This window comes from Shimia sp. Alg240-R146 (assembly GCF_947331465.1).
Lineage (GTDB): Bacteria > Pseudomonadota > Alphaproteobacteria > Rhodobacterales > Rhodobacteraceae > Shimia.
The window spans coordinates 793,621-808,171 of record NZ_CAMZOK010000003.1; the positions used below are offsets into that span (position 1 = coordinate 793,621).

Sequence of the window (14,551 nt, forward strand, 5' to 3'; positions counted from 1 at the left end):
GATCAGTCGCCCAATCTCCGCAATGGCGCCTTTGTTTTGTCCGCATTGACCTGATAGCCTACGGCTCAGGCAGATGGATAAAACGTCATGAACGACGAGCAGACACAGGATCTCGAAGATCTCTCACCGGCGCCGGAGGACAACCTTCCGGCGGTGCATGATCCCGACGTGTTCTGGGACAGCCTGGCTGTGGCCGTGCCGGATGAGGCACAGCTTGCCGACGCCAAGGTGATCAGCGCAACCCGCGATCATCCGGCCCACGCCGCGTTTGACATGCTGCGCACCCGTCTGCTGCAGGCCTTGTCTGACAACGGATGGACCCGCGTTGCGGTGACCGCGCCGACGCGAGGCTGTGGCAGCAGCTTTGTGACGCTCAACCTCGCCTATGCCGCCGCGCGGCTGGAAAATACCCGTACCGTGGTGATGGATCTCGATCTGCGCGCACCTAGTCTTGGCGCGATGCTTAACATCGAAGCCACGGACGACATGACCGACTATTTGTCCGGTGAAATCGCGCCCGAGGATTTCCTGATCGCTACGCAACGCAACTTGGCTTTTGGCCTGAGCGCGGGCCCTGCCGACAACTCCGCCGAGATGTTTCAGGCGACGATGACCGGTGATGTGCTGGACGAATTGGGCGATTTGTTGGAGCCGGACCTCGTGCTGTTCGATATGCCACCAGCGTTGGAATATGACGACGTTCTGGCCTTTTTGCCCTACGTCGATGCGGTCTTGGTCGTGGCTGGCGGCGGTGTGACGTCTGCCGAAGAAGTCACCAAGGTCGAACAGATTCTGTCCGAGGTGAAACCGATCCTCGGAGTGATGCTCAACAAAGCCGACGGTCCGGTGTCTTACTGACAACCATCACGCGCCGTTCATCTTTTCGTCACATCTCCTTTCAGCAAGTAAACAGCCGTGCCCGCTTCAGCGCCGTCAGTTTTCCTGTCAGCAAAACTTGCCAAAGCTTGGATGTTGCCGGACGGGGACCGCTCTAAGCCGTAAAAGTCGTTTCATCGCTGACGGACCACGCTCGCATAGCTTGACTTAAGTCTCTGTAAAAAAACAATTTAAATTAATGATCTGAATCAGCCCTCACACAAAATGTGACTTTTCTTTTGGCAATTAAGAAAAACTTACAGATCAGTCAGATTTTCGAAATTTCGGACAGACCGCTGCGCACTTAAGTTGCCTCTCGAAGGACAGACCGACCCGGCCATTGCGCCGCGGCCATACTCCTTAACGGTGACGGACACATGTGCCGTCGTGACCCAACCTAGAGAATGGAACAGATCGACATGAAACTCCCCTCCTCCTCCGCAACGAACCTCGAAAAACCAAACTTGCGCCACTTCCTGAAAACGCAAGATTTCTCCCGCGCCGAGTTGCAGGAAATCCTCGACCTGATGAAGATGCTGAAAGACGCGCGTCGCGACAACGCGGTGCCTCAGCTGTTCGCCGGCAAAACCGTTGGCATGATTTTTGAGCAGCCTTCGACACGCACACGTGTTTCGTTTGAAGCTGCTGCCACAATCCTCGGCGGCCACGCGCAATTCCTGTCCCCCAACGACATCCACCTGGGGTCCAAAGAATCGCTGGAAGACACCGGCAAGGTTCTGTCGCGCATGGTTGACGTGATCATGGCGCGTGTTGACGTGCACTCCACCGTGTCCGGGCTGGCAGTCGGCGCGTCTGTTCCGGTCATTAACGGTCTGTGCGACTGGCTGCACCCAACCCAGATGATGGCCGACATCTTTACGATGATCGAGCACCTGCCCGAAGGAAAAAAAATCGATGATCTGAAAGTGGCCTTCATTGGGGACGCGACCAACGTGTCCAACGAACTGGCGATGATCTGCACCAAATTCGGCATCGAATACGCCCACGTAGGTCCGAAAAAATACCACATGAACGAGCAAGTGGTCGGCATGATCGAAGAAAACTGCGCAGAAAACGGCGGCACATTCGTGATGACCGACGACATCAACGCAGTGAAAGGCTTCGACATTCTGGTCGCAGACAGCTTCTACTGGTTCGGTCAGGAAGCTGAAAAAGAAGAGCGTCTGGCAACCTTCATGCCCGAGTACATTGTTGACCAGCGCCTGATGGATCTGGCTGGTCCACAAGCCATGTTCATGCACTGTCTGCCCGCCAACGACAAACGCGAAACCACCCGCGAAGTCATGGACGGCGATCGCTCCGTCATCATGGACGAAGCTGAAAACCGCCTGACCGCGCAGATGGCTCTGTTGGTGTACTTCACCCACAAAGACTTCGGCAAACCCTCCGCCGAGCTCGTCAAAAAACACGAAGACAAGATCTCCGGCTTCCTCGCAAGCATCTGATCCTGTCTCCGTCCCGTGGCGCGTCCCTCCTTGCGTCACGGGAACTCCCCATTTCATTCCCTCATCGCTCCTGAAAGGAACGCAAAATGAGAATTGTGGTAGCACTGGGCGGCAACGCCCTTCTCGAACGCGGTCAGGACATGACGGCCGAGAACCAGATGATCAACATCCGCAAGGCCGCCAAGTCACTGGCAAAGCTCGCTGAACACAACGAAGTCGTCATCGCACACGGCAACGGCCCCCAAGTGGGTCTGCTGGCGCTTCAGGCATCTGCATACGAAGGCGTCGACCCTTATCCGCTCGACGTTCTTGGTGCGGAATCTGTTGGCCAAATCGGCTACATGCTGGAACAGCAAGTCGGTAACCTTCTGCCGGTTGAGCAGAAGTTTGCAACCGTGTTGACCCAGATCGAAGTTGACCCACGCGACCCGGCGTTCGACAACCCAACCAAGTTCATTGGCCCGGTTTACGACAAAGAAACTTCCGTGCGTCTGGCCGAAGAAAAAGGCTACATCTTCAAAGCTGACGGCGAATACTTCCGCCGCGTGGTGGCCTCGCCCCTGCCGCAGCGCATCTTTGAAGTCGAAGTCATCAAGCTGCTGATCGAAAACGACACTGTCGTGATCTGCGCAGGTGGTGGCGGCATCCCAACCGCATACGGCGAAGACGGCAGCCTGCATGGCGTCGAAGCTGTGATCGACAAAGACCGCGCAGCCGCGCTTTTGGCACGCGAAGTCAACGCCGACGCCCTGATGATCCTCACCGATGTGGATTCGGTTTACCTTAACTGGGGAACCGACGATCAAAAATCTATCCGCACGGTATCGCCCAACGCCTTTGGCGCATTTGACTTCCCCGACGGATCCATGGGTCCAAAAGTCGAGGCCGCTGTCGAATTCGCACGCGCAACTGGCGGTGTATCCTGCATCGGTAACCTCGACGACGCGGTGGCGATGTTGGAAGGCACGGCCGGCACAACGGTGACCAGCCGGTGTAAGGAAACCGAGTTGGTCTGATACTTTACGGGCCGTTAAGCGGCCCGTCCTTTGGGTGCTTGTTCGCGCCCGCCCGCCTCCTCAAGAAACAGGAACCGGCTTTGATTTTTCTGGTCGCCATTCCTGAATTTTGGCAATTATGAATTGGAAATGACCATGTCAGAAAAAAAATCTGTAAGCATGATGGGCATTCTGCTGGTCGCCGTAAGTTCGATCCTTGTGATCGATACGGTGGCTGCGTCTGCTATCATCGGCCCCTCCGCCATTGGCTGGTGGGTTCTGTTCTTCTTCATCTTCTTCCTGCCCTACGGTTTGGTGACCGCCGAACTCGGCACGACCTACAAAGATGAAGGCGCAATCGTGGACTGGGTGAACCGTGCCTTTGGCCGGGGCGCAGCAGCCCGCACATCCTGGCTTTACTGGGTGAACTACAGCCTCTGGGTTCCAGCGGTTTATTACATGTTCGCCGTCATCGCCGCGCAACTTATTGGCCTCGAACTGGGCCCAGTCGCCATTGCGGTGTTCGCAGTCGCAATGACTTGGCTAACGTCTTACATCGCAACATTCGATGTAGAGCGCCTGACATGGATCGCATCGATTGGTGCCATCTTCAAATCGGTGATCATGCTGGTTCTCGGCTTCGGTGGTCTCTATGTTGGTTTCACCAATGGCTTCGCCAACCCCTTCACTCTTGCGGACACATTGCCTTCGTTCGGTGACGGCGCAACCTATCTGCCGATCATCATTTTCAACGTCATGGGCTTTGAAATCATCGCCGGCGCGGCCTCAACCTTCAAAGATCCCGATCGTGACATCCCCAAAGCCACCATTCTCGGCGGCATCCTGATCACGTTCTTCTATCTGTTGGCGTCGCTTGGTATCCTTGCAGTCATCCCACTGGCCGAAATTTCCGAAAGCTCCGGTGTTGTAGACGCCTTCGTATTGGTCTTCGGTGACTCTGCTATGGCTCGAGTTCTGGTGAATGTTGTCGGCGTCATGGTGCTCTACACTCTGGTTTCCAACGTTGTGACTTGGGCGATGGGTGTGAACCAGACAGTTGTCTATTCCGCTGAGCAAGGTCTGATGCCAAAAATGTTCGCGAAAGTTTCCGCGAAAACAGGCATGCCAACCACCGCTTCGTGGGCCAACGCCTGGATGGGTACAGCAACCATGGGTGCCTACCTCGTCATGGTGAACGTCACCGGCAACGAAGATCTGTTCTGGAATGTGTTCTCGCTTGGAGCAATCGGTCTGCTGGCATCTTACGTAATGATGTTCCCAGCCTTCCTGAAATTGCGCCTGACAGACACCACTACCAAACGCGGCTACACCATCCCAGGCGGCACTCCAATGGCCCTCTACTGCTCGGTCGTGCCAACCCTCGTTCTGCTTGTTGGTCTCGTGTTCTTCTTCTGGGCACCTGGCGCCGGCATGGACATGGAATACTTCTACACCGTTGGTACCGGCCTCTTGCTGGCAGTGATTGGTGGCGAAGTCCTGATCTGGAAAGCCAACAAGGAACACCAAGAAGCTGTTCCTGCTGAATAATCGAACTCTTGGGTTGGCGACGCACGTCGCCAACCCTATCTCCTCCCCAGCCCTTTAGGATTTTTGACATGAGCAAAGTTCATACATCCACGCCCGCTGCCGATGGCTTTTTCATGCCCGCAGAAGATGCCCGTCATGATGAAATCTGGATGGCGTGGCCCGAACGTAACGACAACTGGCGCAATGGCGCGAAACCCGCGCAAGCAACTTTTGTCGAAGTGGCCAAAGCAATCGCCGAAGTCACACCGGTCACTATGACCGTATCCGCCACCCAATATGACAACGCGCGCTCGCGTCTGCCCGAAAACATCCGCGTTGTGGAAATGTCCACAAACGACAGCTGGATGCGTGACATCGCCCCAACTTATGTGGTGAATGGCGACGGCGAACGCCGTGGTGTTCAATGGGAATTTAACGCGTGGGGCGGCTTTGTTGACGGCCTGTATGCGCCTTGGGACAAAGACAATCAGGTTGCCGGCAAGATCTGTGACATCCACCGCGACGACAGCTACAAAGCTGGCTTCGTGCTGGAAGGCGGCTCGATCCACACTGACGGCGACGGCACACTTTACACCAATGAAGAATGCCTGCTTCATGCGTCGCGCAACCCCGACATGTCCAAGGAAGAGATCGAGCAATCGCTCAAAGATCACCTTGGCGTTGAAAAGGTTCTGTGGCTGCCTGACGGGCTGTTTAACGATGAAACCAACGGACACATCGACAATCTGTTGCACGTTGTCCGCCCTGGCGAAGTCATCCTGAGCTGGACCGAAGACAAGACTGATCCTCAGTACGAGATCAGCCAACGCGCCCTTGCCTTCCTAAACAATGCAACCGACGCGAAAGGCCGCAACATCAAGGTCCACAAGGTGCACATCCCCGGCCCACTTTACTTCACCGAAGAAGAGGCCGCTGGCATCGACATGTCAGACGGCATGGAACGCGAAGCCGGTGAGCGGATGGCTGGCTCCTATGCCAACTTCCTGATCACCAACGGTCGCATCGTTTTGCCTTTGTTGGATGAAAAATGGGACGCTGAGGCCCGCACGGTTTTGCAAGAGGCCTTCCCTGACCACGAGATCGTCGGGGTTCAAGCCCGCGAAATCCTGCTTGGTGGTGGCAACGTCCACTGCATTACACAGCAGGTACCCGCCGTCTGATCGGCATAAACACACCGTGCCGGGCTTACGCCCGGCATTTTTTTTGCATTGGTCCGCATAACCAGTTAGGTGGCTTTTATCCGCTATGGTTCCCATAAACTTCGATGAACCAACGGTTTGCAGACTAGGATTTTCATGAACAGCGTCCCTGCTACCAAAATTGGCCTTCTGGGCATTATCTTTTTTGTGTTCTCGGGCATGATCGGGTTTGACGGGCTAGCAGCCACAGCGGCGGTCGGGCCCTCGGTGTTCGGCTGGTGGGCAATCGTCATTGTCGTCTTCCTGATCCCCAACCTTTTGATGAACGCCGAACTTGGCACGGCATTTCCTTCTGATGGTGCAATTTATGACTGGGCGCACAAATCGTTGGGCGCACGCCACGCCGCGCGCGTTGGCTGGTACTACTGGATCAACGTGCCGTTCTGGATGCCTGCGGTCTATCTGATTGCTGCTGGCATGCTGTCCCATCTGTTCTTCCCCGGAGCGTCTGTTTGGGTCCAAACCGGCATCGCCATTGCCATGGTCTGGTTCACGGTGTCGATCTGTAACGCCCCGGCGGCGCGGGGCAATATCGTCAACCTCATCGGCGGCACCTGCAAAGTCATCGTTCTTCTGGCTTTGGTGATTGGCGGCCTGACCTACGTCAACCAACATGGCGCGGCCAACGAGTTGACGCTGGAAACCATGATGCCGCAATTTGACGAAGGCTTCCGCTATGCCCCCACACTGGTCTATCTGATTGTAGGCGCGGAAACCGTGGCCTGTATGGGCGGGGCGTTGAAAAACCCGCGTCGCAACATTCCGTTGGGTCTGTTGATCGCACTTAGCACCATTCTAGTGCTCTACAGCCTCGCCATCGGCGCTATGATGGTTGCCTTGCCCACCAGCGAACTCAGCCTTGTTGGCGGCATCACCCAGACGTTCACCATCCTGTTTGGCAGCAGCCCCATGGGCCGCGCCCTGACAGTCAGCATGTCGCTAATCGCCATTACCGCACTGGTGGTCTACATCGTGCCGTGGCTTATGGCCTCGTCGCGCGCCGCAGCCGAAGGTGCCGACGGCAAGGAAATGCCTGCGATCTTTGGCAAGCGAAACGCATCCGGAAGCCCGGTGGGTGCCAATCTGCTGACAGGCATCGTCGGCACCATTGCCCTCGTGGTTTATGCCCTGATGTCGAATTCCGCGGATGAGCTTTTCTGGAACCTGTTTGCCTTTGCCAGTTTCCTGCTGTTTGTGACCTATTTCTTCATGATCGCGTCCTTCGTAAAACTGCGCGAAACGCACGCCGACACACCGCGCCCGTTCCGCGTCCCGGGTGGTGCCGTCGGCGTCTGGGCGGTGGCTTTGATGCAAGGGTTTGTGCTGCTGGTTTCCTGCCTCGTCTTTGTTTTCCCTGACATTATGTTCGGCGTGATCGACCTAGGCGACAGTGCGCCAATCCTGATGGGGATCCTTGGCTCCTTCGTGTTCATTGAGTATTCGGTGCGACGCATGATCCCGAAAACATAAACCGGCGGAACCCTGACGGCGCCCACTGAGGGACGTATCGTTGGGGCCAGCAAACTGGACTCTTCGCGGCTGACCTGTAACCTGAGGTCCTTGCCAAATATCCTTTTCACCACAGGCGCGACTGATGCACCGAAACATGCCCCCATTGAACGCCATTCGCACGTTCGAAGCTGTCGCCCGACACCAACACCTCGGTCATGCCGCGGACGAGTTGAACGTGACGCACAGTGCGGTCAGCCAACAACTCAAACACCTTGAGGAGTGGTTTGAACAGGAGCTGTTTTCGCGGGTCAAAGGGCGGCTCATTCTGAATTCAGCCGGGAGCCAATTGCTTGACGGCTATAGCCGCGCTTTGAATCTGATGCATGACACAACGGATCTCTTGCAAAGGCGCGTGCCTGGCGAGCACCTGGACCTGCATTGTGATCCCGCCTTCTTTTCCAAAGTGATGATGCCTTTGGACGACGTGGCACGCGCAGCAACGAGCGGCGTGACATTGGACGTCAAAACCACAGCCATCAACCGGGCGGCGTTTCCCGACACAGCCGACATTGTGATCGATCATTCCCAGCACGATGAATGGCGCAACGTCACCCGTGAACACCTTTTGGATGTGCACGGGTTTCCCGCGTGCGCCCCCTCGCTTCTAGAAAAATTTGACCGGCCCAAACGGCCGATTGACCTGCGCCGCCTGCCGCTGTTGCACGGCGCGGATCGCGACAGTTGGAACTCATGGCTGGTCGAGTTCTCCGGCTCATCCAGTGCAGGTTGTGCCAACACCTTTTATGATGACTTCGCCATGACGATTGATGCCGCCGTGCGCGGGCGTGGTGCCATTCTGGCGGATCCGGTTCTGTGCCAGCATGAGTTGGAGACCGGAAAGCTTGTGCCGCTGTTCGACCACACCATCCACGAAGTCAGCTATTATGCTATTTGCACCAATATAAAGTATTCCACCCGTGCCGTCCGGCAGGCCTTTGACAACATCGTCAAGATGTTGCGCGACCACGATGCGGATATCCGCGCCGCACAAAAAGGCAAAAAGCCGACGCAGCGCCCTTGGGACACGCACGGTGCCGTGAACCAATAACTGCCCCTCAGCAACGAAAAAGGCGCCGGAGATTGCTCCGACGCCTTTTGATTTTATGGCTGGGCCGCCTACTTGGACAGAATGGTGCCAATCGCCACGCCCAAAATGGCCGCGCCCAACGCATTGCCGTTCTGGTTTGACCGGCGCTTGTTGGTCGATGTCGCCCGACGCACCGGCGCGGAATACGGCGTGTAAAGCCCTTCGGTCTGGGTCATCAGAAGCTCATACTGAGACTGATTGAGATAGCCTGTCGGCTGCAGCCCGTTGACCGTTTGCCAACCAGCGATACCGCGTCGGGTTTTGCCGCCCCATTGACCGTCCACACCGCCCACATTCTGACCTGCAGCATTCAGACGCGCCTGAATGTTGCCTCGGGTCGTGCGGTCTAGATCCATCAGGCTTTCGGAATACTCCGAACTCGGTTTGGCCCGTAGAGTGGCAGAAACCGGCAGGATCAGCGGCCCGTTTTCGTCAATCGCGTCCGCTTTGGACGACGACAGACCGTTGCCCATAACTTGAATGGACCCGCCGCTGGTCGCGCGGGCACTGGCCACCACACCCGCTCCCTGCTCGCTTTCAAGCTTGCGGATCGTGCGGCGGGCATTGTTGGCATAGAGCCCGTTCGGGAAGGTCTCCAGATAGGCTTTGAAGTCCTCCACGTCACCGGTTTCACGTGCGAGATCGAACAACATTTTCTGCTCTTCCAACATGGCCGTGCTGGTGGTTGCAGGCGTGGTCGAGGTGCTGTCCGTGGCCACGCTCAGGGGTTGGGCGGGTTCGGGTTCAGTCACAGGATTGAGCATCACAGGCCCGGTCAGCGATACGTTCAGCCATGGCCGCTGCGCTTGGTTGGTAGAGCGATACACATCACCGGTGACCCGCGTGAACACCTCTGCAATATCGGTGTTCTCCGCGTCGAGATGGTTCAGCAAGGCAGAAGTAAACGGCGAGTTGTGACCATCCCCATCCAAAGCTACATCACCGGGGCTGGTAGCAAAGGCAATCGCCATACCTTTGCCGGGATTGTGGATTTTCATCTCAGACAAGCCGTTGGAAACCGATGCCGAGCGGGTTGCCCCCATCGAACGGGACAAGGTTTTGGACAACGGGTTGTCGCGGCAAGCATCAAGAAACACCAGATTGACCGCGTCCGACACCGACATCTGCCGTGTCACGAAATCAACCGGCACGGCCTCGAAGTCCAACGCAGTGTCATCCTCAAAAGCCGCATCAATCGGCACAAGGTAGTTTACGCCGTCCACGCTCATACCGTGACCGGCATAGAAAAACAGGTTCACGTCACTCTCACGCGACGCGCGCGCAAATTTCCGCAACAGGCCTTCCATGCCCATTTTGTCGAGGTCATAGCCTACGTAAGTCTCAAACCCGAGGTCGCTCAACTTTTGGGCGATCGCCTGAGCATCATTGACCGGATTGGCCAAAGGAGACGCGTGTTGATAGGCACCGTTGCCCACCACCAGCGCCAATCTCTTTTCGGTCGCCGCTTGCGACGCGGTTGCAAACCCAAACGCTGCGACCATCCAAATCAGGCTTTTGATCACCAGGTTACCCATAAGCTCACTCCTTACAAAAACGGCCATCATGACAAAGGTTCCAGATTGATGATTTCCACCCGACGGTTGAGTGGGTTCATCAAGTTCGCGGGGTCCATCGGACGCGACATGCCATATCCGATCGGGATCAACTGGCCGACGGGTACGTCGTAGATCGTGGTCAAATGCTCGACCACCGTGCGCGCCCGCGCATCCGATAATTTCATGTTAAACGCATGATCGCCACGCCCGTCAGTGTGCCCTGCGATCTGAAAGGTCATGCCGGTCAGTGTGGGGTCGTGCAAAGCCTTAGCCAGCGACCGCAACGCAAGCATTCCATCCGTGGTCAAATAGGCGGACCCCAGTTCAAAATTCACCGTCAAGCTGACCGAGGGCAGGTCGATTTCGGTGGGCAGTTGCCCCTGAATATCAATGCCGCGCTTGGCAATCGGCGACATGGACCGCACTTGTGGCCCGGTATTTTGTGGCGTCAGTTGTTGGATAATTGACTGACTTTTCACAACCTGTGCAAAGCCCGGCTTGGCCAATCCAATGGCGGCGCAAATTGCTAAAACAACCGTCCCAAAACGCATAAAACCATTCCCCTCAGAATCTCAAATTCAACCCTACGGTGTTAGGGTATCACGTTTAGATACAAAACTTCAGCCGAAATTTCACGCCGCTCCGTGCTATTTTGCACCGTTTGGTTGGCCGCCAAATCCAAAATTTTCAGAAACTGCGGCTGCGTCAGCGGCTGTGATCCGTTCTGGGCGTATTGCCCCGCCGCGCCGTGCTCCAGATCATCCAGCAGATCGATCGGGCTGCGCGAGGCCAGTGCAACAATCGCCTCGGCCCCTGCAGGCGCTGTGGCTGTGAACGTGCGGCGCCCGTCGCGGCCATCGCCAAACAGCAACTGCGTATTGGGCGCGTGTTGCGCGCGCATCAGCCCGCGCTTTGGCAAAAGGTTCACAACCGACCCGTCGGCTTGAAGATAAACCAGATACAGGAAGGCATAAAAATCCGGTGTCATTACCTCAAACGCCAAGCTTTCGTTAAAGGGGATGCGTGTCTGGTTGGACAGCATCCGCACCTCGGGCTTTAGGTCCGAAGTCATCGGAATTTCCAAGGCCGTCACTGCCGCACATGCCGGATAGGGCACTTCTTTTACCGTCGCGAGAATTTCAGGGCTGAACCGTTTTGACAGCGCCTGACGGTCCTTGCCGCTTTGGACGTGGCCGGTCAGCCGCAATTGGCCGCTTGCCCCTGTTGTCCAGAACAGGGACGCACATTCCATTTCGACAGGAAACCGAATACGCGGCGACAAATTGCGCGCACAGGCCAGCGCCCGTACCGGATCGGCAAACTGGTCCGGCATGCCCAAGGCCCGCAACTCATCCTGACAATCGCGGGTGGCATTGCTGATCATCGGATGCGCCGCAATCTGTTGTGCCACGGCACCGCCAGAGACGGACGCCCCCAGATTGGATGCTGGCTGCACTGCGCCGCGTGCCAAATCCGCTTCCCATTCAGACAACTGACGACGGGTTTTGTAGATCGTATCACGCACATGCGAAAGCTCGCCAAAAGCTTCGTTCACCAAGCCGTTGATTTCGCGCACAGCGTCAGGTTGTTGCGCCAACGCCGCCGTCGACCCCGCAAAAGAGGCGGCCAAGGCCACAACCAAACATTGCGCCACACGCATTAACACCCTGCTCACTCGCACCATGCCGCCGCCTCCCGAAAGCTGCGTTGTGCGTCGCCATAGAGGCTCAGCATCTGGCGGGAATTGGCGTATTCCTGATCCATATCGACCTCTGCCCCTGCGCTATCCAGAACCCCGCTGTCAGGCCAGCAACTTTCCAGATGATAGGTGACATCCAACAACTCCACACGAGGAACGTCTGCCAACCGGAGCTTTGCTTCATTCAGGATGTCCGTCATGAACGACGGGCAATTGCCCTGCTTGTTCATCGCCGTCAAACCGACAAAGGACGACAGAAACGAACCCGCGTCATTGACCGCGGCTTCAACATCTTCGAAGTAGGCGTCCAGCCGCTTCGGCGATGTCAGCCCATAGTCGCTGTCTTGAAAACACAATGGATTTGTACGCGACCGGCTTGTTGCCGGAATCGCCACGACGTCCGATCCTGATGAGGTCTGCGCAGCTTTTGCATCGTTCTGAAGACCGACGGAGCCAACCCGGACCAACTCCACGCGGCGCTCGATATCTTCGATGATGGTGTCGAACTTTGTCAGCGACAGCTCGTCCATGTCACCGTCCGTCAACGCCTGCGCTAGTGCCATCGACGGCTTTCCCGCGGGCATCACTATTGCCCCCAGAACCAAACACACCGCCACCAAACTCTGTTTCATCAGGCCCTGCCGTCAAATCTCAAGCTTCAAAGAATCAATTGTAAATCTTAGCAATGTCGAGAATAGTCAGGGATATCCTGCGTCGCAACACTCTTAACAGGTTTAAAAAATTGAGATTTTTGGGGCTATTTCAGCTTTCCCCTTTGGTAGTTATTTTCAGCACTGGGGCGGCATTTGCTCAGGTCGATCAAGGCACATCGGTTCTAGAGGCAATGGGTCCGCAGCCGGTTGTGATCTGCGGTGAGCTACCGGTTCTGGAACGCGGCAAGTTTCAGGACTGCCGGTTCCAATACTTGCGCTTCGACCTTCCGGAGTTTCTCGCGACAAGAGAAGAGGCGAGGGTGAGCCGCGTAAAGCGGGCGCAATCGCAGATTTGGGATTGGCTGGATCGCCCGCCAAGCACCAACTGCGATACGCTGCCGGACCTTGAACGTGGCAAGTTCACCTTTCACTGCAACGCACCCGACTTGGGCGCCGATATTCTGGGCACGCTTCAGGCTCAGCTTGCTAGCCTGAAGGCAGAACGGGAAACTCTGGCAGGTCAAATTGCCGATCTTCGCGCTAAATTCCAAGACCTCTCACGGCTCCAGGAGAACGCCAGCCCAGCCGCCGACCCAAAGGAGGTGGAGGCGATGGCGCAAACGCTGAAGGCGCTTGATGCGGCCATGGTACGCATCGATCTTATGGGGCGCCTGTCGGCGGCACTTGATGCTGCCCCCGATGCGCCCACCATCACATCGCTGGCCTTCACGCAGGCGCCACAAGGCGTGGCGCTGCGGGTTACTGCCGACGAAAATGCGGACACTTTGGGCGAAGTAACCCGCCCGAATGAAACCGTCATCATAATAAAAACCGCTGACCCAGATCATCTTATGGTGGTACACCCGTCTTTGGGTGTGGGATATGCAACCGTTTCAGATTTCAGAACGAAATAGAGGATCCGATGGCCAATTTGACTTGCTTTGACCTTCCGCGCCGTCTTGTGAAGGCTGCGACATGTTCCGCCGCCACGCTGGCTTTGGCATTGTCCGTGACTTTAGGCGCGGCACCTCTGGCACAGGCCCAAGAAGACGTGCCCGTTCTGACCATCACAACTGGCGGAGCCGACGGAACGTACTATAAATTCGCGCAGGAAATCCAACAGATGATGCCAAGCGATGTGCCGCTCGAGATCGCGACCAGCGAGGGCTCCGTCCAAAACCTGCGACGTCTCATTGGATACGAAGGCCCGTCTGAACAAAAATTCTATCAGCTTGCCTTTGTGCAGGCCGACGTGCTGGAACAGCTTCGCGCCCGCGCCAAAGGCGACGCTGTGCTGGAAAGCATCGTGGACCGCATCAAGGTGGTGATGCCGCTTTATGGCGAGGAAATCCACGTCTTCACCCGCGCCAAATACAACATTCCGTCCATCGAGGCGCTGATGGAAGGCGATTGGGACGTCAACGCCGGCGCAGATAAAAGTGGCACCAACCTGACCGCGCGCTGGCTTTACGAACAAATGGGCCATGCCGAGAGAACCCTGAACTGGGGGAACTCCGAAGTCGAACCGGGCCTGCCTTTCCTCGGTGAAGGCGGTTATGAAGTTTTCTTTAGTGTTTCCGGCGCGCCCAGCGAGGTCGGACGCTCCATTCAGGCTGGCGGAGATGTAACCCTGTTGCCGGTGGACTTGCCCGAGCTTTATAGTGATCGCGAGTCGCCTTACCGCCCAGCCATCCTCAGCAAACTGCATTATCCTTGGCTCGATCGCGACGTGCGCACCATGGCTGTGACCGCGTTGCTGGTGGCGTTTGATTACGACGTAGACAACCCGTATTGCACCCAGATCGAAAAGCTGACCCGCAATATTGTTGAAGGCCTTGACCTGCGGCAATCGCCCAACGGCGGCCACCCCAAGTGGCGCGAAGTGGATCCTGTCAGCGGCCACAATCGGGCTGACAGCTACACCTGCTCCAATGCGGCCCTCGCTGGCAAAAGGTGATCC

At 56.6% G+C, this 14,551-nt stretch carries 13 protein-coding genes; 9 read left to right on the forward strand and 4 right to left on the reverse strand.

Features of this window, described 5'->3' with window-relative positions; translation table 11 throughout:
• Nucleotides 1-87 precede the first annotated feature (87 nt).
• The 7 genes from PG871_RS19485 (at nt 88) to PG871_RS19515 (ending at nt 8,644) form a co-directional block, all read left to right on the forward strand.
• The gene (locus PG871_RS19485) at nt 88-858 is read left to right on the forward strand and encodes a CpsD/CapB family tyrosine-protein kinase (RefSeq protein WP_270732631.1); all 771 of its coding nucleotides are present in this window, start codon (nt 88-90) and stop codon (nt 856-858) included.
• Between the two features lie 422 nt (nt 859-1,280).
• Entirely contained in the window at nt 1,281-2,342 is a 1,062-nt protein-coding gene (argF, locus tag PG871_RS19490) for an ornithine carbamoyltransferase (RefSeq protein WP_270732633.1), read from the forward strand.
• Between the two features lie 86 nt (nt 2,343-2,428).
• Nucleotides 2,429-3,358, forward strand: a complete 930-nt coding sequence (gene arcC / locus PG871_RS19495) for a carbamate kinase (protein ID WP_270732636.1) — start codon at nt 2,429-2,431, stop codon at nt 3,356-3,358.
• Nucleotides 3,359-3,493: 135 nt separating this feature from the next.
• Nucleotides 3,494-4,885: an APC family permease gene (locus tag PG871_RS19500; RefSeq protein WP_270732639.1), complete on the forward strand. Its 1,392-nt coding sequence runs from the start codon at nt 3,494-3,496 to the stop codon at nt 4,883-4,885.
• A 68-nt stretch (nt 4,886-4,953) separates the two neighbouring features.
• Complete coding sequence (gene aguA / locus PG871_RS19505; RefSeq protein ID WP_270732642.1) at nt 4,954-6,045, forward strand: agmatine deiminase; 1,092 nt, start codon at nt 4,954-4,956, stop codon at nt 6,043-6,045.
• A gap of 135 nt (nt 6,046-6,180) precedes the next feature.
• Nucleotides 6,181-7,554, forward strand: a complete 1,374-nt coding sequence (locus PG871_RS19510) for an APC family permease (protein WP_270732645.1) — start codon at nt 6,181-6,183, stop codon at nt 7,552-7,554.
• Nucleotides 7,555-7,690: 136 nt separating this feature from the next.
• Entirely contained in the window at nt 7,691-8,644 is a 954-nt protein-coding gene (locus tag PG871_RS19515) for a LysR family transcriptional regulator (protein ID WP_270732648.1), read from the forward strand.
• 68 nt (nt 8,645-8,712) lie between these two features.
• Here PG871_RS19515 and PG871_RS19520 read toward each other — a convergent pair whose 3' ends face one another.
• The 4 genes from PG871_RS19520 to PG871_RS19535 are packed head-to-tail and all read right to left on the reverse strand — an operon-like array spanning nt 8,713 to nt 12,570.
• Entirely contained in the window at nt 8,713-10,218 is a 1,506-nt protein-coding gene (locus PG871_RS19520; RefSeq protein ID WP_270732651.1) for a caspase family protein, read from the reverse strand.
• A gap of 26 nt (nt 10,219-10,244) precedes the next feature.
• Nucleotides 10,245-10,790, reverse strand: coding sequence for an OmpA family protein (locus PG871_RS19525; RefSeq protein ID WP_270732653.1), 546 nt, complete (start codon nt 10,788-10,790; stop codon nt 10,245-10,247).
• A 41-nt stretch (nt 10,791-10,831) separates the two neighbouring features.
• On the reverse strand, nt 10,832-11,923 hold the full coding sequence (locus PG871_RS19530; protein ID WP_270732656.1) for a DUF4384 domain-containing protein: 1,092 nt from the start codon (nt 11,921-11,923) through the stop codon (nt 10,832-10,834).
• Nucleotides 11,911-12,570, reverse strand: coding sequence for a hypothetical protein (locus PG871_RS19535; protein ID WP_270732658.1), 660 nt, complete (start codon nt 12,568-12,570; stop codon nt 11,911-11,913). Before PG871_RS19535 ends, PG871_RS19530 begins: the two co-directional genes overlap by 13 nt.
• Before the next feature lie 143 nt (nt 12,571-12,713).
• On the opposite strand from PG871_RS19535, the gene PG871_RS19540 reads away from it, so the two are divergent.
• Together PG871_RS19540 and PG871_RS19545 are read left to right on the forward strand one after the other, a co-directional pair.
• Nucleotides 12,714-13,505 carry a hypothetical protein gene (locus tag PG871_RS19540; RefSeq protein ID WP_270732659.1) on the forward strand — a complete coding sequence of 264 codons (792 nt, stop codon included), beginning with the start codon at nt 12,714-12,716 and terminating at the stop codon, nt 13,503-13,505.
• Nucleotides 13,506-13,513: 8 nt separating this feature from the next.
• A complete protein-coding gene (locus PG871_RS19545) occupies nt 13,514-14,548 on the forward strand; it encodes a TAXI family TRAP transporter solute-binding subunit (protein WP_270732662.1) in 1,035 nt (344 codons plus the stop codon).
• The last annotated feature ends 3 nt before the right edge of the window (nt 14,549-14,551 follow it).